This window comes from Streptomyces sp. NPDC002845, assembly GCF_053591955.1.
In genome coordinates this window covers 200,418-220,673 of record NZ_JBSFUU010000004.1, presented here as the reverse complement: position 1 = coordinate 220,673, position 20,256 = coordinate 200,418, and the positions used below count along the sequence as shown (strand labels likewise).

20 protein-coding genes and 1 pseudogene are annotated in these 20,256 nt (G+C 71.1%); 14 read left to right on the top strand and 7 right to left on the bottom strand.

Annotation, left to right across the window (positions count from 1 at the left end; translation table 11 throughout):
- Positions 1 to 10: 10 nt before the first annotated feature.
- Positions 11 to 805, bottom strand: coding sequence for a class I SAM-dependent methyltransferase (locus ACWD3C_RS04575; protein ID WP_451140005.1), 795 nt, complete (start codon positions 803 to 805; stop codon positions 11 to 13).
- Positions 806 to 1,034: 229 nt separating this feature from the next.
- Here ACWD3C_RS04575 and corA point away from each other — a divergent pair, with 229 nt between their 5' ends.
- Positions 1,035 to 2,162, top strand: coding sequence for a magnesium/cobalt transporter CorA (gene corA / locus ACWD3C_RS04570; protein ID WP_451140003.1), 1,128 nt, complete (start codon positions 1,035 to 1,037; stop codon positions 2,160 to 2,162).
- A gap of 45 nt (positions 2,163 to 2,207) precedes the next feature.
- Here the strand turns inward: corA and ACWD3C_RS04565 are convergent, their stop codons facing one another.
- The 3 genes from ACWD3C_RS04565 to ACWD3C_RS04555 form a co-directional block, all read right to left on the bottom strand.
- Positions 2,208 to 2,636, bottom strand: coding sequence for a CBS domain-containing protein (locus ACWD3C_RS04565; protein ID WP_451140001.1), 429 nt, complete (start codon positions 2,634 to 2,636; stop codon positions 2,208 to 2,210).
- A 118-nt stretch (positions 2,637 to 2,754) separates the two neighbouring features.
- Positions 2,755 to 3,150, bottom strand: a complete 396-nt coding sequence (locus ACWD3C_RS04560) for a PPOX class F420-dependent oxidoreductase (protein WP_451139999.1) — start codon at positions 3,148 to 3,150, stop codon at positions 2,755 to 2,757.
- Positions 3,151 to 3,245: 95 nt separating this feature from the next.
- Complete coding sequence (locus tag ACWD3C_RS04555; protein WP_451139997.1) at positions 3,246 to 3,887, bottom strand: uridine kinase; 642 nt, start codon at positions 3,885 to 3,887, stop codon at positions 3,246 to 3,248.
- 178 nt (positions 3,888 to 4,065) lie between these two features.
- Between ACWD3C_RS04555 and ACWD3C_RS04550 the strand changes: the two genes are divergently transcribed.
- The 4 genes and pseudogenes from ACWD3C_RS04550 to ACWD3C_RS04535 all read left to right on the top strand — a co-directional run.
- Positions 4,066 to 4,755: a DUF2293 domain-containing protein gene (locus ACWD3C_RS04550; protein ID WP_451139995.1), complete on the top strand. Its 690-nt coding sequence runs from the start codon at positions 4,066 to 4,068 to the stop codon at positions 4,753 to 4,755.
- A 238-nt stretch (positions 4,756 to 4,993) separates the two neighbouring features.
- Positions 4,994 to 5,473, top strand: a complete 480-nt coding sequence (locus tag ACWD3C_RS04545; protein WP_451139993.1) for an anthrone oxygenase family protein — start codon at positions 4,994 to 4,996, stop codon at positions 5,471 to 5,473.
- Positions 5,474 to 5,632: 159 nt separating this feature from the next.
- On the top strand, positions 5,633 to 7,123 hold the full coding sequence (locus tag ACWD3C_RS04540) for a glutamate synthase subunit beta (RefSeq protein WP_451139991.1): 1,491 nt from the start codon (positions 5,633 to 5,635) through the stop codon (positions 7,121 to 7,123).
- A gap of 803 nt (positions 7,124 to 7,926) precedes the next feature.
- A pseudogene (locus ACWD3C_RS04535) lies at positions 7,927 to 8,376 on the top strand (PEP/pyruvate-binding domain-containing protein); the annotation flags it as partial.
- A gap of 8 nt (positions 8,377 to 8,384) precedes the next feature.
- Here ACWD3C_RS04535 and ACWD3C_RS04530 read toward each other — a convergent pair.
- On the bottom strand, positions 8,385 to 8,567 hold the full coding sequence (locus ACWD3C_RS04530; protein ID WP_451139989.1) for a hypothetical protein: 183 nt from the start codon (positions 8,565 to 8,567) through the stop codon (positions 8,385 to 8,387).
- Between the two features lie 138 nt (positions 8,568 to 8,705).
- On the opposite strand from ACWD3C_RS04530, the gene ACWD3C_RS04525 reads away from it, so the two are divergent.
- The 3 genes from ACWD3C_RS04525 (at position 8,706) to ACWD3C_RS04515 (ending at position 10,841) form a co-directional block, all read left to right on the top strand.
- Positions 8,706 to 9,314, top strand: coding sequence for a hypothetical protein (locus tag ACWD3C_RS04525; RefSeq protein WP_451139987.1), 609 nt, complete (start codon positions 8,706 to 8,708; stop codon positions 9,312 to 9,314).
- A gap of 488 nt (positions 9,315 to 9,802) precedes the next feature.
- On the top strand, positions 9,803 to 10,198 hold the full coding sequence (locus ACWD3C_RS04520; RefSeq protein ID WP_451139985.1) for a PEP-utilizing enzyme: 396 nt from the start codon (positions 9,803 to 9,805) through the stop codon (positions 10,196 to 10,198).
- A 295-nt stretch (positions 10,199 to 10,493) separates the two neighbouring features.
- On the top strand, positions 10,494 to 10,841 hold the full coding sequence (locus ACWD3C_RS04515; protein WP_451139983.1) for a hypothetical protein: 348 nt from the start codon (positions 10,494 to 10,496) through the stop codon (positions 10,839 to 10,841).
- A 297-nt stretch (positions 10,842 to 11,138) separates the two neighbouring features.
- Here ACWD3C_RS04515 and ACWD3C_RS04510 read toward each other — a convergent pair whose 3' ends face one another.
- Both ACWD3C_RS04510 and ACWD3C_RS04505 read right to left on the bottom strand, forming a co-directional pair.
- Positions 11,139 to 11,393 (bottom strand): DUF397 domain-containing protein, encoded by a 255-nt coding sequence (locus tag ACWD3C_RS04510; protein WP_451139981.1) that lies wholly within the window; start codon positions 11,391 to 11,393, stop codon positions 11,139 to 11,141.
- Entirely contained in the window at positions 11,394 to 12,254 is an 861-nt protein-coding gene (locus ACWD3C_RS04505; RefSeq protein ID WP_451139979.1) for a helix-turn-helix domain-containing protein, read from the bottom strand.
- 210 nt (positions 12,255 to 12,464) lie between these two features.
- Between ACWD3C_RS04505 and ACWD3C_RS04500 the strand changes: the two genes are divergently transcribed.
- From ACWD3C_RS04500 to ACWD3C_RS04475, 6 genes are all read left to right on the top strand, one after another.
- On the top strand, positions 12,465 to 13,283 hold the full coding sequence (locus tag ACWD3C_RS04500; RefSeq protein WP_451139977.1) for an ATP-binding protein: 819 nt from the start codon (positions 12,465 to 12,467) through the stop codon (positions 13,281 to 13,283).
- Positions 13,284 to 13,333: 50 nt separating this feature from the next.
- The gene (locus ACWD3C_RS04495; RefSeq protein ID WP_451139975.1) at positions 13,334 to 13,741 is read left to right on the top strand and encodes a hypothetical protein; all 408 of its coding nucleotides are present in this window, start codon (positions 13,334 to 13,336) and stop codon (positions 13,739 to 13,741) included.
- A gap of 352 nt (positions 13,742 to 14,093) precedes the next feature.
- Positions 14,094 to 15,806, top strand: a complete 1,713-nt coding sequence (locus tag ACWD3C_RS04490) for an ATP-binding cassette domain-containing protein (protein WP_451140031.1) — start codon at positions 14,094 to 14,096, stop codon at positions 15,804 to 15,806.
- Positions 15,763 to 16,914, top strand: coding sequence for a tyrosine-type recombinase/integrase (locus ACWD3C_RS04485; RefSeq protein WP_451139973.1), 1,152 nt, complete (start codon positions 15,763 to 15,765; stop codon positions 16,912 to 16,914). The genes ACWD3C_RS04490 and ACWD3C_RS04485 overlap by 44 nt, the downstream gene beginning before the upstream one ends.
- Entirely contained in the window at positions 16,911 to 19,382 is a 2,472-nt protein-coding gene (locus ACWD3C_RS04480) for a tyrosine-type recombinase/integrase (RefSeq protein WP_451139971.1), read from the top strand. Before ACWD3C_RS04485 ends, ACWD3C_RS04480 begins: the two co-directional genes overlap by 4 nt.
- Before the next feature lie 47 nt (positions 19,383 to 19,429).
- Complete coding sequence (locus tag ACWD3C_RS04475; protein WP_451139969.1) at positions 19,430 to 20,011, top strand: DUF6262 family protein; 582 nt, start codon at positions 19,430 to 19,432, stop codon at positions 20,009 to 20,011.
- The last annotated feature ends 245 nt before the right edge of the window (positions 20,012 to 20,256 follow it).

Genomic DNA, 20,256 nt, shown 5'->3' with positions numbered 1-20,256 from the left:
CCCCTTCTTCCTACGCCTTCCTCCCCCAGGCCGAGATCATCGGTGCCGTGGTCAGGTCCATGCCGTCGGCGGCCACGTTGGCGAGGTGGCGGTCGATGTCCTCGTCGGTGGCGAGGCCCGAGGAGACGAGGTCGTCGCGGATCTGACGGATCGTCGCGGATTCCAGGGCGGCGCAGGCCGGGGAGGCGACGGGGAAGTAGGCGTCGGCCCCCACGTGGCGCAGGCCGGACTCGCGGAGCAGGCGCGGAAGCCTTCGGCCGTACGCGAGGTCGGCGCCGCGCTCGGCGAGGAGGGTGCGGCAGCCGTGGCGGAGCCGGTTCGCCAGTTGCTGTTCGGGGCCGTACTCCTCGGGGCAGAGCAGGGGCTGGAGGGAAGGGTCGGCCTCCTCGATCAGGAGCCGTCCACCAGGGCGCAGGGCCTTGGTCATCGACCGCAACGCCCGTTCCCGGTCCGGGACATGGGCCAGGACCAGCCGGGCGTGCACGAGATCGAAGCCCTCCCCCGGCGGCTCCTCGGCGCCCACGTCGTGGACGCGGACCTCGACCGGCGGGCGCACGGGCGAGGTCACCCACGAGGTGTCGATGTCCGTCGCGACGACCTTTCCGGTCGGGCCGACCTTCTTGGCGAGCCAGGAGGTCACCGAGGTGCCGCCCGCGCCGACCTCCCAGCAGCGCCAGCCCGATCCGATGCCGAAGCCCTCGATGTGCCGGAAGGTCGTGGGGTCGAAGAGGGCGGCGAAGGCGTCGATGCGCTGTCCCGCCTCGGTCTGCCGGTGGTCGAGGAGATACCCGTCTGATCGCGTCATGCCGCGATCATCCCATTTATCCCGCTTGCCCCGAACGGCGACGCTCCCGCAGTCCGCTCGCATGTGCCCATGAAGTCCCTTCAGACGCACAAGTGAAGTCCCTTCAGGCGCACAGGCGAAGTGGAATATTCCGTTCCCACAGGCTTCCCCGCCGATTGTTTCCTGCTGGCAGACTGGCCGCGGCACGGCGCACAGTGCGGCGCGAGGGGATCCACACGGGGAGAGCCAGATGTCCATGGCAGGGAATCTGCGGAAGGTGACAGGCCTCAGGAAGGTCGGCCCCCTCCGCAAGGTGGCACGACTGACACGGCGTCGCACCCGCGTGGACCTGAGCCATCCGGCCCGCTCCCCGCTGGGCTCCGCGGTGGTCAACTGTGTGGCGTACGAGGAAGGGGCCCGGGTACCCGGCGGACGCGACCTCGTCGACACCGTCGAGCGCGTCCGCAAGACCGAGGACGGCTTCGTCTGGCTGGGGCTGCACGAGCCGACAGAGCATGAGCTCGCGGGTATCGCCGAGTTGTTCGGCCTGCATCCGCTGGCGGTCGAGGACGCGGTCGAGGCCCATCAGCGCCCGAAGCTGGAGCGGTACGACGAGACGTTGTTCGCGGTGTTCAAGACGGTCTGCTACGTCGAGCACACGGAACTGACGGCGACCAGCGAGGTGGTGAACACCGGCGAGATCATGGTCTTCCTCGGCAGCGACTTCGTGATCACGGTGCGGCACGGTCGGCACGGTTCGCTGGGCCCTTTGCGGGAGGAACTGGAGGCGAATCCCGAGCAGCTCGCCAAAGGGCCGGCCGCGGTGCTGCACGCGATCGCGGACCATGTGGTGGACGACTATCTGACGGTCACGGACTCGGTGCAGGAGGACATCGACGAGGTCGAGACGGATGTGTTCGCGGCGCACGGCGCACGCGTCGACCCGGGGCGCATCTACCAGCTCAAGCGTGAACTCCTGGAGCTCAAGCGGGCGGTGGCTCCTCTCTCCCGACCGGTCCAGGAGCTCGCCTCCCGACCGATCCGGGTGGTCGACCCGGAGATACAGGCCTACTTCCGGGACGTCTCCGACCACCTGCTGCGGGCAACCGAGCAGATAGCCGCGTTCGACGAGCTGATCAACTCGATTCTCCAGGCACATCTCGCGCAGGTCAGCGTCGCGCAGAACGAGGACATGCGGAAGATCACGGCGTGGGCGGCGCTCATCGCCGTACCGACCATGGTCACCGGTGTGTACGGCATGAACTTCGAGTTCATGCCCGAGCTGAGCTGGCGGTTCGGCTATCCGCTGGTCTGGGTGGTCATAGCCACGGCCTGTCTCATCCTGTACCGGGGCTTCAAGCGCAACGGCTGGCTGTGACGCTTCCCCGGCCGAGGCCGGCCGGGGAAGGAGAGATCCACCGGGTCAGCGTGACGCGCCCTTCGCGTAGACGCTCTCGGCCCAGTCGGCGATCTGGTCCTCCGGCAGGTGCTGGGCGATGTCGGCCTCGCTGATCATGCCGACGAGGCGCTTGTTCTCGATCACCGGAAGCCGGCGGATCTGGTGCCCCTTCATTTCCTGGAGCACCTCGCTGATGTCGGCGCCCGCGTCGATCCAGCGCGGTGTGCCCTTGGCCATCTCACCCGCGGTGACACGGGACGGGTCGTGGCCCATGGCCACGCAGCCGACGACGATGTCGCGGTCGGTGAGGATGCCGCAGAGGCGTTCGTTCTCGTCACTGATGGGCAGGGCGCCCACGTTGAGCTCGCGCATCAGCTGGGCGGCGCGGTCCAGGGTTTCGTGTGCGGGGATCCACTGTGCACCGCGGTGCATGATGTCTCCGGCAGTGGTCATGAAGTACCTCCCGGTGCCGGACGGCCGGCGCGGCGCGGGGCGCACCGCTGGTCCCGGTGCCCTTCATTCTTGTCGCGTCCCCGGGGAAGCGCACCCGGAAGGACACCGCCGAGCGGTCTCAGGCGGAGAAGCCCACGATCTTCTCCGGGACGACCCTGATGATCACGCGCGCCTCGTCGTTCTTCTCCGCGGGAGGGTCGATGCCGAGGTACTTGTGCGAGAGGTCGTACGGCAGGCGCTTGCTGTCATCCGGGAGGATTTCGGCGGTGCCGCGGATCTCGACGGAGGTGTAGGGGTTCATGAGATCGAAGACCGACAGGCTGATGCGCGGGTCGCGTTGAAGGTTGCGGACCTTCTGGCGGCCGGCGATCGAGGAGAAGAGGACGGTGTCGCCCTCGCGCTTGATCCAGACCACCGAGTTCTGGGGAGCGCCGCTGGGACCGAGGGTGGCGACGCTGGCGAAGTTCTTGGCGTCGAGCAGCGCGCGGACCGAATCGTCGAAGGAGATCGTCATGTTCCGCAGCATAGTTTAAATGCGTGTGCATAGAAAAGCTTTTTGGTGGGTGGCGAGCCGTCGCCCCTCAAGGCCCGTGTGGGCTCTGTAGACGATCAGCCGCCCCACGCCGGATGCCGGGGATCGTCGGCGCGGACCAGGACGTCGGCTGTGGCGGCCGGGTCCGTCTCGGCCTCGTAGCGCTCGAAGGCGGGGAGGGTCCAGTGCTCGGTCTCGGGGGTACGGCGGCGAAGGGCTCCCGGGGAGAGGAGGACGTGGACGGTCAGATCGAAGGGGAACCAGTGCTTCAGGAGGAGCGGACCATGCATCAACAGGAGCCCGCCGGGCGGGAGTTGGACGTAGGAGCTGCGGGTGGCGCGGTCGGTGACGGGGTCCCACAGGTCGGGCAGGACCCGGCCGGTGCCACCGGGTTCGAGCGGGCCGAAGACCTCGCGCCAGAGAGCGGCGGTGTCGAACCAGCCGTTGTAGTACGCCTCCAGGTCCTCGTGGCCGTACTCGAGCCGGACGGAGGCGGGCCGCAGAAAGCCCTCCGTGCCGACGACGAGCGAGGGCCGGCCGCGTATGCGCAGCGCCTCGGAGACGCGTTCGGCGAGGTCGCCGGGGCGGGCGGCCGGAGCTCCGTCGAAGGCGATGCGCGGCCAGGGGCTGCCGTCGGCCGGCTTCAGGCCGAGCACGCGATCCGCGAGGAGGTCGCCGAGCCGTTCCCAGGTGATCGCTTCGAGTCGCACACGGCCCATGGTGCCGCGCCGACACGGCTGGGTCGTCGTGCTGCCACGTCCGGGCGAAGACCGACGGCCGGGGCGGTACCGCCCCGGGTGGGCGCGTGTCGGTGTTCGCTCTCCGGGAGGCGGGCGCCGCCCATCCGGCACGGTTGCCCGTAGCTGAGCAGGCACCGCACCGGGGAATGAAAGGTGTGTGGAAGCCCTCACATCTCCCCCGGCCCGTACCGGACTTGTCGTCGTTCAAGCGCTCAGGAGGAAGCACTGTGCCGAGTGCCGGGGCGGGCCGGTCGCGCTGCTGGTGCTGGAGGAGGGGGTGCCGCGGTGTCTCGACTGTGCGGATCTGGGGCATCTGGTGTTCCTGCCACGGGGCGACACGGCGTTGACCCGGCGGTCGCGGGAGGAGAGTTCGCTGTCGGCGGTGGTCGTGCGGTTCAACCGGCGGAAGAGCCGGTACGAGCGGCAAGGCGTGCTGGTCGAGGAGGCGGCGCTGGCGCGGGCCGAGTCGCGGTGCCTGGCGGACGCCGAGGCTCGGCGCCGGCGCCGGGTGTGGGACGCGAGGCGGCGGGCGGCGGAGGACGTGCGGTTCACGGCCGCGTTCGCGGCGGAGATCCGGCGGCTGTTCCCCGGGTGTCCCCCTGACCGGGCCCAGGAGATCGCGGCGCATGCCTCGGTGCGCGGGAGCGGCCGGGTCGGGCGGAGCGCCGCGGGGCGGGCGTTGTCCGAGGGTGAGGTGACCTCGGCGGTCGTCGCGTCCGTACGGCATGGGAACACGCCGTACGACCGGTTGCGGATGAGCGGTGTGCCGCGGCACGAGGCACGGCGACGGATCGCGGGGGCGGTGGAGGCGACGCTGCGGGAGTGGCGGGCGGCGGGCCGGCCCTGACTGGTCACGGCCGTACCGCCTGACTGGTCACGGCCGTACCGCACACCGGCCCCGTGAGTCGGCCCTGACCGGCGTCCCGGTCGTATCCCGCACCGGCGCCCAGGCCCTGGACGCTCGCGTATGTCCTCGCGCATCTCGGCCATGGTCACTGCCCTCGTCCCGGTTTTCACTGGTGTGGGTGGGAAGGACCATGGAGGATCTTCGGATTCGAGGATCGGGGAGGACCAAGGGGGGCGACATGATCGATGGGCCGTATTTCGTGCTGACGGTGCTGGGAGTGGTCGGGGCCGGGCTGGTGGCGGGGGTGTTCTGTGCGTTCTCGACATTTGTGATGCGAGGGCTGGCCGCGTTGCCGCCCGCGCAGGGCGTCGCGGCGATGAAGGCGATCAACGTGAAGGCGCTGACGCCCGCCTTTCTGGGCGTGTTCGTCGGGACGGCGGTGCTGTGCGTGGCGATCACCGTGGTGACGTTGGTGGTGTGGCCGGACGAGGGCAAGGTGGAGCTGCTGCTGGGGAGCGGGCTGTATCTGTTCGGCTCGCTCGGGGTCACACGGGCCGCCAACATCCCGCGCAACGACGCCCTGGCCCGGCTGGACCCGGGGACGCCGGAGGCCGCCGCCTACTGGCCGTCGTACGTGGGCGAGTGGACGGCGTGGAACCATGTGCGGATGGTCGCGGCGGTAGCGGCGGCGGTCTCGTATGTGCTGGCGCTCGCCTGAGGCGGACGCGGCGAGCGCGACGTATCGTGGCGGGAAGAGAGTGCCGCCCGACGGCGCACGGCCTCGTGCCCACTCGGGGGCCTGGTTCCACCGGCCTGAGGTCCGCAAGCCGCACGGCCGAGCCAGCCAGCCGTACACGTACGTAGAGGGAAGACGGCCATGGCCGATCCCAAGGGTTTTCTCACCACCCCGCGCGAGGAGTACCCCCGCCGGCCCGTCGAGGAGCGGGTGCGGGACTGGAACGAGGTGTACGTTCCCGGAGGGCTGCTGCCGATCATCAGCAAGCAGGCCGACCGCTGCATGGACTGCGGGATCCCGTTCTGCCACGAGGCCTGTCCGCTGGGGAACTTGATCCCCGAGTGGAACGACCTCGTGTCGCGCGAGGACTGGCGGGCAGCGAGCGACCGGCTGCACGCCACGAACAACTTCCCCGAGTTCACCGGGAGGTTGTGCCCCGCGCCGTGCGAGGCGGGCTGCGTGCTCGCGATCAACCAGCCCGCGGTCACCATCAAGAACGTCGAGGTGGCCATCGCCGACCGGGCCTGGGAGGAGGGCTTCGCGCCCCCGCGGCCGCCGGACCGGCTGACCGGGCGGACGGTCGCGGTGATCGGGTCGGGGCCCACCGGGCTGGCCGCGGCACAGCAGTTGACGCGGGCCGGGCACACGGTCGCCGTGTATGAACGGGCGGACCGGATCGGGGGGTTGCTGCGGTACGGGATACCCGCGTTCAAGATGGAGAAGCGGCATCTGGACCGGCGGCTGGAGCAGATGCGGGCCGAGGGGACGAAGTTCCGTACGTCGACCACGATCGGTGAGGACATCGGGGCGGCGGAGCTGCGGTCCCGCTACGACGCCGTGGTGATCGCCACAGGGGCCACCGCCTGGCGGGAACTGGACGTGCCGGGGCGGGAGTTGGACGGCATCCACCAGGCGATGGAGTATCTGCCGCTGGCCGACCGGGTGTGCGAGGGGGATCTGGAGGTCTCGCCGCTGTCCGCCGCCGGGAAGCATGTCGTGATCGTCGGCGGCGGTGACACCGGGGCCGACTGTCTGGGGACGGCCCTGCGGGAGGGCGCCGCGTCCGTGACGCAGCTCGACATCTATCCGCTTCCGCAGGCCGAGCGCGACGAGGACGCCGAGCCCTGGCCGACGTACCCGAAGATCTACCGGCTCTCTGCGGCGCACGAGGAGGCGCGCGATCTGCGGAGCGCGCCCGCGGCGAGCGCCGACGCCCGGCTCTTCGCGGCGTCGACGCTCCGCTTCACCGGGGACGCGGACGGGCATGTGCGGTCACTGCACCTGGTCGAGGTGGACGCGGACCGGCGCCCGCTGTCGGGCACGGGGCGCGCGCTCCCCGCCGACCTCGTCCTCCTCGCCCTCGGCTTCTCCGGCCCCGACCGCGGCGACGGGCTGATCGACCAACTCGGCCTCGGCCTCGACGCACGCGGCACGATCGCCCGGGGGCCCGACTTCGCGACCAACGTCCCCGGCGTGTACGCCGCCGGGGACGCCGCCCGCGGGCAGTCCCTCATCGTCTGGGCGATCGCGGAGGGCCGGGCGGTCGCCGCTGCCGTGGACCGCCATCTCACCGGATCGGACTCGCGGCTGCCGGCGCCGATCGGACCGTACGACCGGCCGATGACGGCGTGAACGGCGGCGACGCCCACAGGCCACACACCGCGTAACGCAGGGCGCTCCAGCAGACGCCCAGGGAGGCAGGGAGGCCTTCGGGCCCTGTGATCCCGCGGGACGCGTGGAGCTGCGCCGTGCCCTCGCCGAGTACCTGGCACGTGCGCGTGGCCGGGTGATTCTGGAGGACGACTACGACGGGGGGTTCCGCTACGGCGGCAAGCACGTCGGGGCCGTACTCGGGGACCGAGCGGTCCACTGTCGAGGGGTGGTTGGCGAGGAATTGTCCTGGAGTGCCTCTCGGGGTTCCTCCACCCGCTGGCCACGATGGCCTTCTATGTCGTCCATGGACGGGGCTCCTCGTCGGGGACGGGGGTGCTGCCGCCGCCGGAATGACCTCCTGGAGCCGTCCCCCGGGTCCCAGGACGAACGGGCGGCCAACGTCCGCCTGGCTCAAAGGCGTCCTCCGGTTGACGCACAGCGCAACGGAGGTGGGATCATTGCCCGAAGGAGGCGTGTCGTCGCCGTCGCCGTATTCCGGTCCGGCCGCGATTCGCCCCATCCTTCGTTCCGCCGTCAGTCGCAGGGCCACCCCCGCGCGTCCCCCCTGTTGGCGGCCGGTCCTGGAGGGTGCTTGATGGACGCTCGACGAACGTCACGGAGAAGACGCGCGCGACGGGGAAGAGCCCCAGGGCGAGGGCAGACTCGGCTTCCACGCCGTCCCCTTGACCCAGTCGACGGCCTTACTCCCCCGACTCGCCGGTTCCAAGGCGGCACACCTCGCACGCGCGGCGCGCGCCGGGCTCCCGGTACTACCCGGCTTCGTGATCTCGCACGATCCATACAATCCGCGCGATCCGCGCGATCCGCGCGATCCGTACGATGCCGATGACCGCCCGTACCCAGTGAACGACGGCCGCGACTTCGTGCGCCGCGCCTGGGAGGACCTGTCCGACGGCGGTACCCGCCCGCTCGTCGTACGGTCCTCCTCGCCCCACGAGGACACCCAGGACTCGTCCCAGACGGGCCAGTTCACCTCCGTGCTCGATGTGTGGGAATGGCCGGAGTTCGGCACGGCGGTGCGGACCGTGCTCGACTCGGCGCACCGGCCCGACGGCACCGCGGCACCCATGGCGGTACCGGTGCAGCCGATGCTCAGGGCCCGCGTCGGCGGTGTGATGTTCGGCGCGGACCCCGTCGAGGGGCGGGACGACCGCATACTGGTGAGCGCGGTGCGGGGCGGGCCCGACACGCTGGTCAGCGGTGAACAGCCGGGCACGAACTACTGGCTGAGCAGGCTCGGACGCGTGCTGCGCACCGAACCGCCGGGGGCGATGGAGCCCGGCACCGGCCCGTTGGGCTCCGAACGACTCGGCCCTCCGACGCCCGGCCCCCGAACCGGGACCGAGACTGCGGCCGACACCGACACCGACACCAGAACCAACACCAGCACCAGCACCAGCACCGACCCACTCCTCACCCACGCCGACCTGCGCCGCCTCGCCCGTCGTGCCCGCCGTGTCTTCGGTGGCCCCCAGGACATCGAGTCGGCTTCGACGAGAACGGGCGGCTGTGGCTGTTCCAGAGCCGCCCGATCACGGCGATGGCGGCCCGGCCCGCGCGCGGGGCACGGCTCCTCGGCCCCGGCCCTGTGGCGGAGACACTGCCCGACCCGTTGGAGCCGCTGGAGGAGGACCTGTGGGTGGCGCCCATGGCCCGAGGGCTCGCCACCGCCCTCGACCTCGGCGGCACCGCGCCCCGGCGGCTGCTGCGGACGGTGCCGGTCGTCACGGCGGTCGGCGGGCGGGCCGCGGCGGACCTGCGGCTACTGGGCACCGTTCCGCCGAAGCACCGCCGGCTGGCGCTGCTCAACCCGGCGCCGGGTGCCCGCAGACTCGGCGCGGCCTGGCGGCTGGGCCGGTTGGCCTCGGCGCTCCCGGGACTGGCGACCGACCTGGTGGCGGACGTCGACCGCCGACTCGCCGAGATACCGGCGCCCAGCGAACTCCCGAGCGCCGCCCTGGTCACCACTCTGCGCTGGACCGCACCACCCTGGTCTCGCTGCACGCCCAGGAGGCCCTGGCGGGCGCCCTTCTCCCCGAGACCGGCACCACGGCGGCCGGTACGGCCCTCGCCGCCTTCGCGGACGCCCGCGCCCTGGGCCTGTCCGACCGTCGCGTGGTGGCCATCGAGCCGGTGGTCCTGGCCCTGACGGCACCGAGCCTGCGGGGCGAACCGCGGCTGCCGCACACCGACAGCGGGCCCCAGGACGGCGCGGGCGAGTCCCTCACGCGCTCTCCCCACGCAAGCGTCGGCTCTCCCCGCACAAGCCTCGGCCCTGCCCACAAGCGTCAGCTCCCCCACACACAAGCCTCGGCCCTCCCCACACAAGCGTCAGCTCCACCCACACAGCCCTCGGACCTCCTCCCCCCCCCACAAGCCTCGGCGCCCTCCCGCCCCGCGAAGCCCTGCGCCTGCGTATCCGCTGGGTGCAGGAGTTGCAAGTACGACTGGTTCGCGAGGGAGCCCGCAGGCCGCCCGTGCGCGACGGGCTGGGGGATGCCGGGCAGGTGGGGCTCCTTCGCTGGAAGGAGTTCGCCGCCGTACTGGAGGGCGGTCCGCTGCCCGGGGACGTCAAGGAGCGGCTGCCACGCACACCGGCCGCGCCGTTGCCGGACATGTTCCGGCTCGCGGACGGCGGTGTCGTCGTGGCGGAGAAGCCGGGGGGAGGCGGGGAAGGCGGGGAAGCCGAAGAAGAGCACCTGGCACACGGGCGACGGCGGCCGGGGCGTCTCCGGCGGACGCGCGACCGGCGTTTCCTGGGACGGCACCGGAGCCCGGCCGGCCGACGCCGTGCTCGTCGTCCGCACCTTCGACCCCGCGCTCGCCCCGCTGCTGCCCGGCCTCGCGGGACTGGTCGCGCAGACCGGCAGCCCACTGTCCCATCTCGCCGTCCTGGCCCGGGAGTTCGGCCTGCCCGCAGTGGTCGGCGCCGCCGACGCGGTGCGCCGCTTCCCGCCGGGCTCGCACCTCATCGTCGACGGCACGACAGGCGCCGTGCAGGCGGAGGCCGTAGGGGCGGAGGAAGCGCGATGAAGCGCATCGCGTACGTCTTCGCGGGCGCGGCCGCCGCCGGCCCGGGAACGTACGTCGTCGTCTATCTCTACCGGTGGCAGTGGCAACGGGCCATCCTGTGCGGGGTGTTGTTCCTGGTCGTGGAGGTGCTGCTCTTCGTGTCCATGCTGCTGGGGCGGATGGCGCGGCTGGAGGAACAGATACGTGAGAGCGACCGGCGGCAGCAGGACGTCCTGCCCGGCTCCAGCAGCCGCAGGAGACCGGCGACGACCGGTTCCGCTGGCTGGACGACCCCGCGAGCCGCACGTACGTCTTCATGCCTGTGCTCATGGTCGCCGGCGTCCTGCTCTCGGGGCTGGCCTGGGTGGCGCAGCGGATCGCGTCGGCCACGGCCCGGCCCACGGCCGAACGCCGGCTCGCCGGGCGGCTGTCCGTGCTGGCCGCGCCCGATCCGGCCGTACTCGCCGACCTGGAGGACCGGCCGACGCTGCCGGGCTCCCGCCGCCGTACGGTCCGGCTGACCGCCGCGACGGTGGTCGGTACCGTCCTGCTCACCGCCCTCGTCGTCGGCCTCGCCGAGCTCACCCAGACCGTGAGGAGCGGGCGGACACGTCCGAGGCGACCTCCGTGCTCGTACGCGTCGACGTGCGCGGCGAGAACATGACGGCCGAACGGCAGTCCCTCGCCGCGCACCAACTCTGGGAACGCTGCCGGGACTCGACGTCCATGCCGCTGAAGCGGGCCGCGCTGGGCGACCTCGGCGACGGTCTGTTCGCGGGGGTCGTACGGCCCGCGCTCACCGACCACGACCGCAAGCGGTTGCGCGGCTGCGCGGCTGCCTGGAGGACACCGGCCTGGACCGCACCCATCTCACGGTGGTGGGCGGGGGACCTCCTTGTCTCCGTCCGTCACCACCAGCACCAACAGCAGTTAACAATCAGCTCAGCCATCAACAAATGCCTCAGGACAACAGGAAGTCGGCCTCCCCCGCCTTGGCACCCGCGATGAAGGCGTTCATCTCGTCGGGCGTGTAGATCAGCGCCGGTCCGTCCGGGTCGGTGGACTGGCGTACGGCTATCCGGCCGTCGGAGAGCTTCATCGCCTCCAGGCAGTTGCCGCCGTTGCCGCCGCTCCACGGCTTGTGCCAACCCTCGCTGCCCAGCTCGCGGGCGGGCATGCCGTTGTAGACGCGTATACGCGGAATGATGCGATCCATTCACAGCTCCTTGCGGAGATCCCGGAGGATCTCCTTCGTGCGTTGTGCCGTAGCGGCCTGAGCCGCCATGCGGTCCATGACCTCGAGGTGGGTCGCCACCTCGGGGCGCGCGTCCAGGTAGACGGCGCCGGTCAGGTACTCGCTGTAGACCATGTCCGGGAGCTCCGGCATGGCGAATCGGAAGAGCACGAAGGGGCCGTACGTGCCGGGGTGCGGCCCCACCGAGAACGGGGCGACCTGCAGCGTCACGTTCGGCAGCTTCATGGCTTCGAGCAGTTTGTCGATCTGGGCGCGCATCACCTCCGGGCCGCCGACCGGGCGGCGCAGGGCGGTCTCGTCCATCACCATCCACACCCGGGGCGCATCCTCCCGAGTGAGCAGTTCCTGGCGTTGCATGCGCAGCGCGACGAGGCGCTCGATGTCGTCGGGCCTGGTCTGGCCGACGGCGCCCGACTTCAGCACGCCACGCGCGTAGTCCTCCGTCTGGAGCAGTCCGGGGACGAAGTGGGGCTCGTACGACCGGATGAGGGCGGCCGCGCCCTCCAGGCTGACGTGCATCGAGAACCAGCCGGGCAGGACATCGTGGAACCGCTGCCACCAGCCGGGCTTGTTGGCCTCCTCGGCCAGCCGGACGAAGGCCTCGGCCTCCTCGTCGCCGACGCCGTACGCCTTCAGCAGCAACTGGACGTACGGGATCTTGAAAGAGACCTCGGCCATCTCCATGCGGCGGACCGTGGCGGGGGCGACACGCAGGATGCGCGCGGCCTCCTCACGCTTGAGTCCCGCGCGTTCCCGCAGGTCCAGCAGGCGTCGGCCGAGGACGACCTGGCCGACCGTCGGCGCGGACCGCGGTTCGCTCATCTCGCACCTCCATCCGGTCCTGACAGCCCGGCGGCGCCCTGCGGAGCCCTGGGGAGCCCCGCGGGGGAACTCGACGCAGGGATCCGACGGGGCGCCGCGCGACGTGCTGTTGCGAGCAGTGTGCCACGGCGGTTCAGAGAGTCATACAGCACTCTGCAATTTTCAGAGTGACACTTGCCAAGTGTTCACTCCGGGGAGATAGTGGCAAGCGTGATTCCGCCCGCTCCGTTAGGAACAGAAGCCGTCGCAGGCCGGTTCGCTCCCGGTCCGGCCGCCGGGGTACGCCCCGGCGCGGACAGCGAGCGCCGGTTTCGCTTCGAGCTGGCCGCGCACCCGGGTTCTGTCGCACAGGCCCGGCGGATGACGCGTGCCCGGCTGTCCACCTGGGCGGTCTGTGAGAACACCTGCGACACGGCCGCTCTGGTCGTCTCCGAACTGGTCACCAACGCCATCGTGCACGCGGCCGGCCGCCGGGTCGTCTGCGAGCTGCACGACGGCGACGACCTGGTGCGGATAGCCGTACGTGACGAGGGGTGCGCTCCAGGTGAGCCGCACCCCTCGTCGCAGCGGCCCGAGGAGGAGCACGGGAGGGGACTGCTTCTCGTGGCGGCCATGTGCCATGCCTGGGGCGCCCAGGACGCCGGGTCCGGGCTGCTGGTCTGGGCGGATCTGCCCCGTACGGCGGATGACGGCGGCCCGGACACGGCGGCCCGGTCCGGTTTGGGGCACACACCGGCCCAAGCCCATCGGGGGCGCACGCCGACCGGAGCGGGGCGCACACCCTCCCCGTCCGATGCGGGCGGCGCACCGACTCGATCCGATCCGGGCGGCGCACCGGCCCGGTCCGATCCGGGCGGCGCACCGGCCCGGTCCGATCTGAGCGGCGCACTGACTCGATCCGACCTGAGCGGCGCACCCGCCCGGTCCGATCTGGGCTGGGGCGCGAAGAAGCCACCGCCGGAGGGCGAGGGCGACAGTACGGGGACGGAATCGTCCTATCGCACCGGGACGGGGGCCGCATGGGCGTGAGGGCGTCAGCAGGAGCGGCCGTACCGGGAACGGGCGGCAGAGCATCCGTGATGTGCCTCGACACCCTGGTCCGTCTGCGCCACGACCGGCGGACGCCCGAAGGCCCCCGGCGCCTGCTCATCCCCGAGGGCATGACCGCCCCCATGGGCTGCGACGCGGTCGCGGTTCCCGCCCACTTCGGCTCCCTGGTCCTGCCGCGTCTGCCGCGCGTGGGCTGCGTCTACGCCGACGGCACGCACTGGTGGTGGCTGGTCCCGTCCGACTCCGACTACGCCCTGGAATGGCCCCGGCCCGCCCACTACACCACGGGCACCCTCCTCCCCGACCTGCCCGCCGACCCCCGCCTCATCCACCGGCCGACCGGAACGATCCCCTACACCCCGCCGATCCCCCTCTACCTGGCCGTGTGCCGGGTGACGGGGACCACACCGGTCTGGTCACGCCCGGTCAGCGCCTGAACGGGTGCCCAGTAATCAGTGCCTGAAGGGGCGCCCGGTCAGCGCGTCAGGGGTCACACGGGAGTGCCACCCGTACGGCGGGTGAGCGCCCGGCGTACTCCGGTCGGTCCTGGTAAGTCGATCGCGCGCCCTGCCCTTCGGGCCGACCGCCCCGCGATAGTGACGGTTCGCGGACAGCCGGGGAGGGCGAGCGGTGGGGCAGGCGTATGCGGGAAACAAGGGCCGCAAGGGGGACAAGAGCCGTAAGCCGGAACCCTCCGCGTCCGAGCGGCTGCTCTTCGGCGGCCCGCTGCGGTACGACACGGGCTGGTCGCAGCACGCGGACGCGTTCCTGGAGCTGAACTTCCGCGCGATGGTACGGCGGCTGCCGTCGATGCTCGCGTCCAGTTTCCGGCTCGCCTGGCAGGCCGACCGGCGCGCCGCCCGCATCGTGCTGGGCGCCGAGATCGGCCGGGGCGCGGCCCAGGCGGTGAACCTGCTGGCGGTCAACGCGGTCCTGGCCCGGCTGCTGTCGGGGGGTCCCGTCGAGGACCGGTTACGGGGCTCCCTCCCCGCCCTCGTCACGGTCGCCGTCGTGCTGCTGCTGGCCGCGCTGCTGCGGGCCGCCTCGACGTACGCCACCGGCCTGCTGGAGCCGAAGGTGGAGCGCGTGGCGACCGAGCTGTATCTGGAGCGGGCGGCGGCCGTGGAGCTGTCGGCGATCGAGGACGACGCGTTCCACAAACTCCTGGACACGGCGAGGTACGGCGCCGCGTCGGCGCGCCGCATGATCGCGTACTCCGCGCGCGTGGTGAACGCGATGATCTCGCTGATCGCCGCGGCGGGCGTGCTGACCGTGCTGCACCCGGCCCTGCTGCCGCTCCTGATGACCATGACCCTGCCGAGCGCCTGGAGCTCGCTCACCAACGCCCGCCGCCGCTACCAGTCCTTCCACGCCTGGGTGCAGCACGCGCGCGCGGGGCGCCTGATCAGCGACCTGCTGACCGAGCCGAAGGCGGCCCCGGAGATCCGGGTGCACGGTGTCGGCCCGTTCCTGCTGCGCCACTTCCGCGCGATGTCGGAGACCGCCGAGGCGGAGCAGGCGCGGCTCGCCCGGCTCGCGGCCCGTACCGGCCTGATCGCGGCGGCCTGGACGGGGCTCGCCACGGTGGCGACGTACGCGACCCTCGGCGGTCTGCTGCTCGCGGGTGCGATGGCGCTCTCCGTGGCGGGTACGGCGGTCATCGCGATCCGCACGGGCTCGGGGAGCCTCGACACACTCGTCCTGGAGCTCAACGCCCTGCACGAGGAGGCGCTGTTCGTGGGCGATCTGCAGCGCCTGTACGTCGAGGCGGCCGAGCGCGCGATCCCCGAGGGCGGCGCCCCGCTGCCCGTCGAGCCGCGCGAGATCCGCCTGGAGAACGTCACGTTCACCTATCCGGGCAAGGCGGCCCGGCCCGCGCTGGACGACGTGTCGTTGAGCGTGCCGCTGGGCAAGATCGTCGCGCTCGTCGGGGAGAACGGCTCGGGCAAGACGACCCTGGTCAAGCTGCTGGCCGGACTGTACGCGCCGGACCGGGGCCGGATTCTGTGGGACGACGTGGACGCGGCGACCGCCGACCGGCGGCAGCTCGCCGAGCGCGTCGCGATGGTCGCCCAGGACTTCAAACGGTGGCCCTTCACGGCCCGCGTGAACGTCTCGATCGGCCGCCCCTCGGCGCCCCTGACCGACGAGCGCCTCTCCACGTCGGTCGGCGAGGCCGGGGCCCAGGACGTGGTCGCCGACCTGCCACGCGGCTTCGACACCCTGCTGGCCCGCGGCTTCAGCGGCGGGCACGAGCTGTCGGGCGGCCAGTGGCAGCGGCTGGGCATCGCGCGGGCCGCGTACCGGCGTGGGCACATCCTGATCGTGGACGAGCCGACGGCCGCCCTCGATATCTATAGGTCCTGCAGGTTGCGAGGCACACGAGAGGTCCCGCGGTGGGGCCCGTTGCCTCAGCAGTATCTGAGGGGTCATAGGTATGTCAGGTACGTTCGTGATCATGATCGGAAAGTACAGGGCGGAACGGGCTGTCTCGCCAGTTGATGAGTCGGTGGCGTGGGTGGTCGTGGACGAGGCGTTCGCCCTGCACATGGAAGCGTCGTCGTTCCTCGCGGAGCTGAGGTCGGCTGGGCGCTCGCCGAACACGGAGCGGGTGTATGCGGGCAGGGTCGCGCTGTACCTCTGCTGGTGCGCCGAGCACGGCGTGGACTGGTCCCAGGCAGGAATGCTGGATCTGGGGAGGTTCCTGCGCTGGCTGGTGGCGGAGCCGCTGCCGCCGCGCGGGCGAGGGCCTGCGATAGAGGCGCGGTATCGGCGGGAGTCGACCGCGAACGCCGTGATGACCACGGTGTGTGAATTTCTCCGGTTCGGGGCTCGGAACGGCTGGGTTCCGACGCAGATCTCCGCGTCATTGTCGGAGCCGAGGCGCCTGTCCTACCTCCCCGCGGGCTACGACCCGGGCGAGGACGGCCAGTTCCGCACGGTGCGGGCGAGGAACTTGAAATACGCGGTCGCGGTGGAAGGCTACGAGTGGCTGACCGGCGAGCAGGTCGACCTGCTGGTCGCGGCCACACGCCGGGCTCGGGACCGCTTCCTGGTGGGACTGTTGAGTTGCACGGGGATGCGGATCGGGGAGGCACTGGGGCTGCGGCGTGAGGACATGCACCTGCTGTCGCATTCCGGTGCGCTCGGCTGCCAGGTGACTGGGCCTCATGTGCATGTGCGGCGGCGACGCAATCCCAACGGGGCGTTGGCGAAGTCCCGGGTCTCGCGGTCGATCCCGGTCAATGAAGAGGTGGTGGCGCTGTATGCCGACTACCTCCATGAGCGTGGGGGCGTCAGGGAGGCGGAGGACTGCGAGATGGTCTTCGTCAACCTCTTCCGCGGGCCGCTGGGGCGGGCGATGACCTATGCCTCGGCGAAGGATCTGTTCGACCGGCTGGCCAGGAAGGTCGGCTTCACGGCGCGTCCGCACATGCTGCGGCACTCCGCCGCCACCCGCTGGGTGCGTGCCGGGGTGGACCGCGACGTGGTCCAGACCCTGATGGGCCACGCCTCGGCCTCGTCGATGGACCCGTACCTGCACGCCAGCGACACGGATCTGCGGGATGCCGTCGAGCGCGTCGGTGCGGCCCAGGGAGCTCGCCGATGACCCTCGCGCTGATTCGCGACGACACCCCTGCTCTGTTCGCAGGTGTGGACCTGGCGTCCTGGACCTGCTGGCTGCAGGACGTCATCGTCGCCGGCTGGCGCCCAGGGGAGTGGGATCCGCAGGCCCTGCTGTTCACCGGAGATCCGAACAACCCCCGTACCCGCGCGAACTTCTGCCGCACAGCTGCGTGTTCGACGGTGGTTCACACCCGCAGCTTCTGCAGCGGATGCGTGAAGGCACTCTCGGTGAGTGGCCTGGACGCCGAAGCGTTTGCCGGTCAGTACCTCCCGCAGCGGATGGCCGCGACGTCCGGGCAGTCCCCGGCGCGCTGCGAGGCGCGACAGGATGCTCGGCGCTGCGGTTACCCGGTCTCGGCGCGGGGCGTGTGCAAGGACCACTACGCGTTGTGGCAGCAGTGGAAGCGCAAGGGCGGACTGGGCGGAGACGATCCGGGCCCGTGGCTCGCGTCGGCTGATATCCGGGTGGGGGTGGAGGAGGTCCCGATGTGTGTGGTGCCGGGCTGCCCGACGGCCCAGGACTCCGGCTTGCCGCTGTGCGCGTACCACCGTCGTCGCCGCACCGCTGACGCGCGGACGGGCAACGCGGGCCAGGACGCGGCCTCGTGGGCTGAGGGGCAGGTCCCGTTTCTGCTGCAACACCAGTTCTCCCTGCGACAGTTGGCACCAGTGCTGCGGCTGGAGTTTCTCTACGCGGTTCAGCAGCGGGATCAGCGCGGGGCCAAGCTCGACACCCAGTGCGTACGCCACCTGACCCGGACCTTTGCCGGGTACGGGAGCCTGCTCGAAGTCGACCGGCTCACTGCGCTGGCCATGGTGGAGCGGGCCTCGAACAACACCCGAGCACATGTGAAGGAGTTCTTCCGGCATGTGCAGGCAGGCTACGAGCAGGCGGGCGGCAACGGGCCCCGGGATTCGGAAGTCTGGGACGCGGTCACTGCCAAGATAGCCTCCCGCTACAGCCGCTCGGGGCGCCGCTACAACCAGGGCACCATCGACTTCGGCCGGATCTCCCAGCCCTGGCTGCGCGAGAGCGTGCTGGCCTGGGCGCGGACCACCGATCCGGACAGCTACGCGCTGAACCGGATGATGAACTCCTGCGTCCGGGCGTCCCAGGCGCTGGACGCTCGCCCCGGCGGCGGCCAGGACGAGGCCGAGTTGGCGTTCACGGACATCGACGCCGTGGTGGAAGGGTTCAGGGACTCGCGCAAGCCCGACGGTGAGCGGTACTCCAACTCCGTGCGCCGGGACCTGTTGGCGAAGTTCTTCCAGATGCTCGACTTCGGCCGCAGGGCCGGGCTGCTGGACCGGATGGCCGGCGGCTTCGCCCGCCAGCAATCCCACAGTATTCCCGGCGACGAGGACAACGAGGACGAGATCGGCAAGGCGATCCCCGAGTCGGTCATCGCCCAGCTCGACACCCACCTCGACCGCCTGGGCAACGGCTTCCCCTACGGCGAGATGGCCCCGCAGGACGTGCAGCTGATGTTCCGCACCGCCTACACCGTGTTGCGCGACACCGGGCGGCGGCCCATCGAGGTCACCTCACTCAAATCCGCCTGTCTGGAGGCGGAAGGCGGGGAGTTCACCCTGGTTTGGGACAACCACAAGAAGAAGCGGTACCGCCGCCGACTGCCGATCACCAAGGCCACCGCGACCGCGATCCAGATCTGGCAGCAGCGCCGCCAGCAGATCGGCGGACCGGCTCACAGCCGGTCCTACCTCTTCCCCGCGATCTCCGAAGACACCGGGGTGCACCACCTGCTGGCCGGCAACCTGGCCCGGGCGATCCGCGCGTGGGCGGACCACCTGCCTGTGTTGGACTCCGAGATGCCCGGTCTCGACGGATTCCCGCTCCCGTTCGACTCGACGCTGGTGTTCCCGTACGCGTTCCGGCACTCCTACGCCCAGCGGCACGCCGACGCGGGGGTGCGGCCCGACGTGCTGCGCGATCTGATGGATCACCGGTCCATCGACACGACCATGGGCTACTACAAGATCTCCCTGGAACGGAAGAGGTCCGCGGTGAACACTCTGCGGCTACAGGTCGTGGACCGGGCGGGACGCCCCGCCCCGATGCCCTCCGCAACCGCGTACGAGGCCCGATCCGTAGCGGTGCCCTACGGCAACTGCACCGAGCCTACCAACGTCAAGGCCGGCGGAAAGAGTTGCGCACTGCGGTTCCAGTGCGCCGGCTGCGGCTTCTACCGCCCCGACCCCTCCTACCTGCCCGCCATCGAGGAGCACTTGCACGCGCTGCGTGCCGACCGCGAGACCGCCGACGCGATGGACGCCGCACCGTTTGTCCTGCGCAACCTCACCGACCAGATCGACGCCTTCAAGGACGTGTCCGACACCATGCACCGCCGCCTGGCCGAACTCCCCACCGACCAGCGGGCGGAGATCGAGGACGCCAGCCGGATCCTGCGTAAGGCCCGCGCGGCCGAGTGACGCGCCCTGCTGCCCCTGACAGTGATCCACCGGGAAGAAGGTGCGGCATGACGGCGGCCACGCGCACCCCAGGCGCGGTGCTGCGCGAGGCCCGGCGCAAGGACAGCCGGGCCAAGCGCGCCAAGGTCGTGGCCGTCGTGGACGCCATGCTGACCAGCGGTGACCTGATCACGTTCACCGGGGTGGCCAGGGCAGCCGGCGTGTCCAGCTGGCTCGTCTACGCTGACGGCGTGCGCGAGCACATCGAGGCGGCCCGGACCAGGCAGCAACGCCAAGCGGCCAGGGCCACGCAGGCACACCCGCCGGTCGGCGCTGCCAGCCTGCAGACCGAACTGGAGCTCACCCGCGCCGACAATGCCCGGCTGCGAACCGAACTGTCCCAGGCGCGGGCCGCCGTCCAGCGGCAACTCGGTCACCAACTCGACCAGCTGGGCTCCGCCGACCTGACCGCAAGGGTGGAGGAACTGACCCGGCAGAACCGCGAATTGCGCTCGGAAATCGACGGACTGAACCAAGTGAACAAGAACCTTGAACGACGCCTGGCCGAGACCGGCGAGGACCTCAACGCAGCCCGCACCAGCCTGAGACGCATGATCCGCGCCGAGAACCAGAGAAGCGTCATCGACTGACAGTCGGGCATCGGTTCCGTCTTCGTCCTGGGAGCAGCAGGTTGCCCGACATCACCCCGGGCAACCCTCTACCTACCTCCTTGCGTAGTTCCTTGGGGCGATCCAGTGGAACCGGGCTCAGCCTGCCCGGATTCTACTGTTTGCGCATCAGCAGATGGCCTCGGCGGAACCGCTCCTCCTCGCCGGCTCGCGCAGCATCCGGCCGACTTCGTCGATCGGCCAGCGGTAGGCAGGCGCCACCTTGA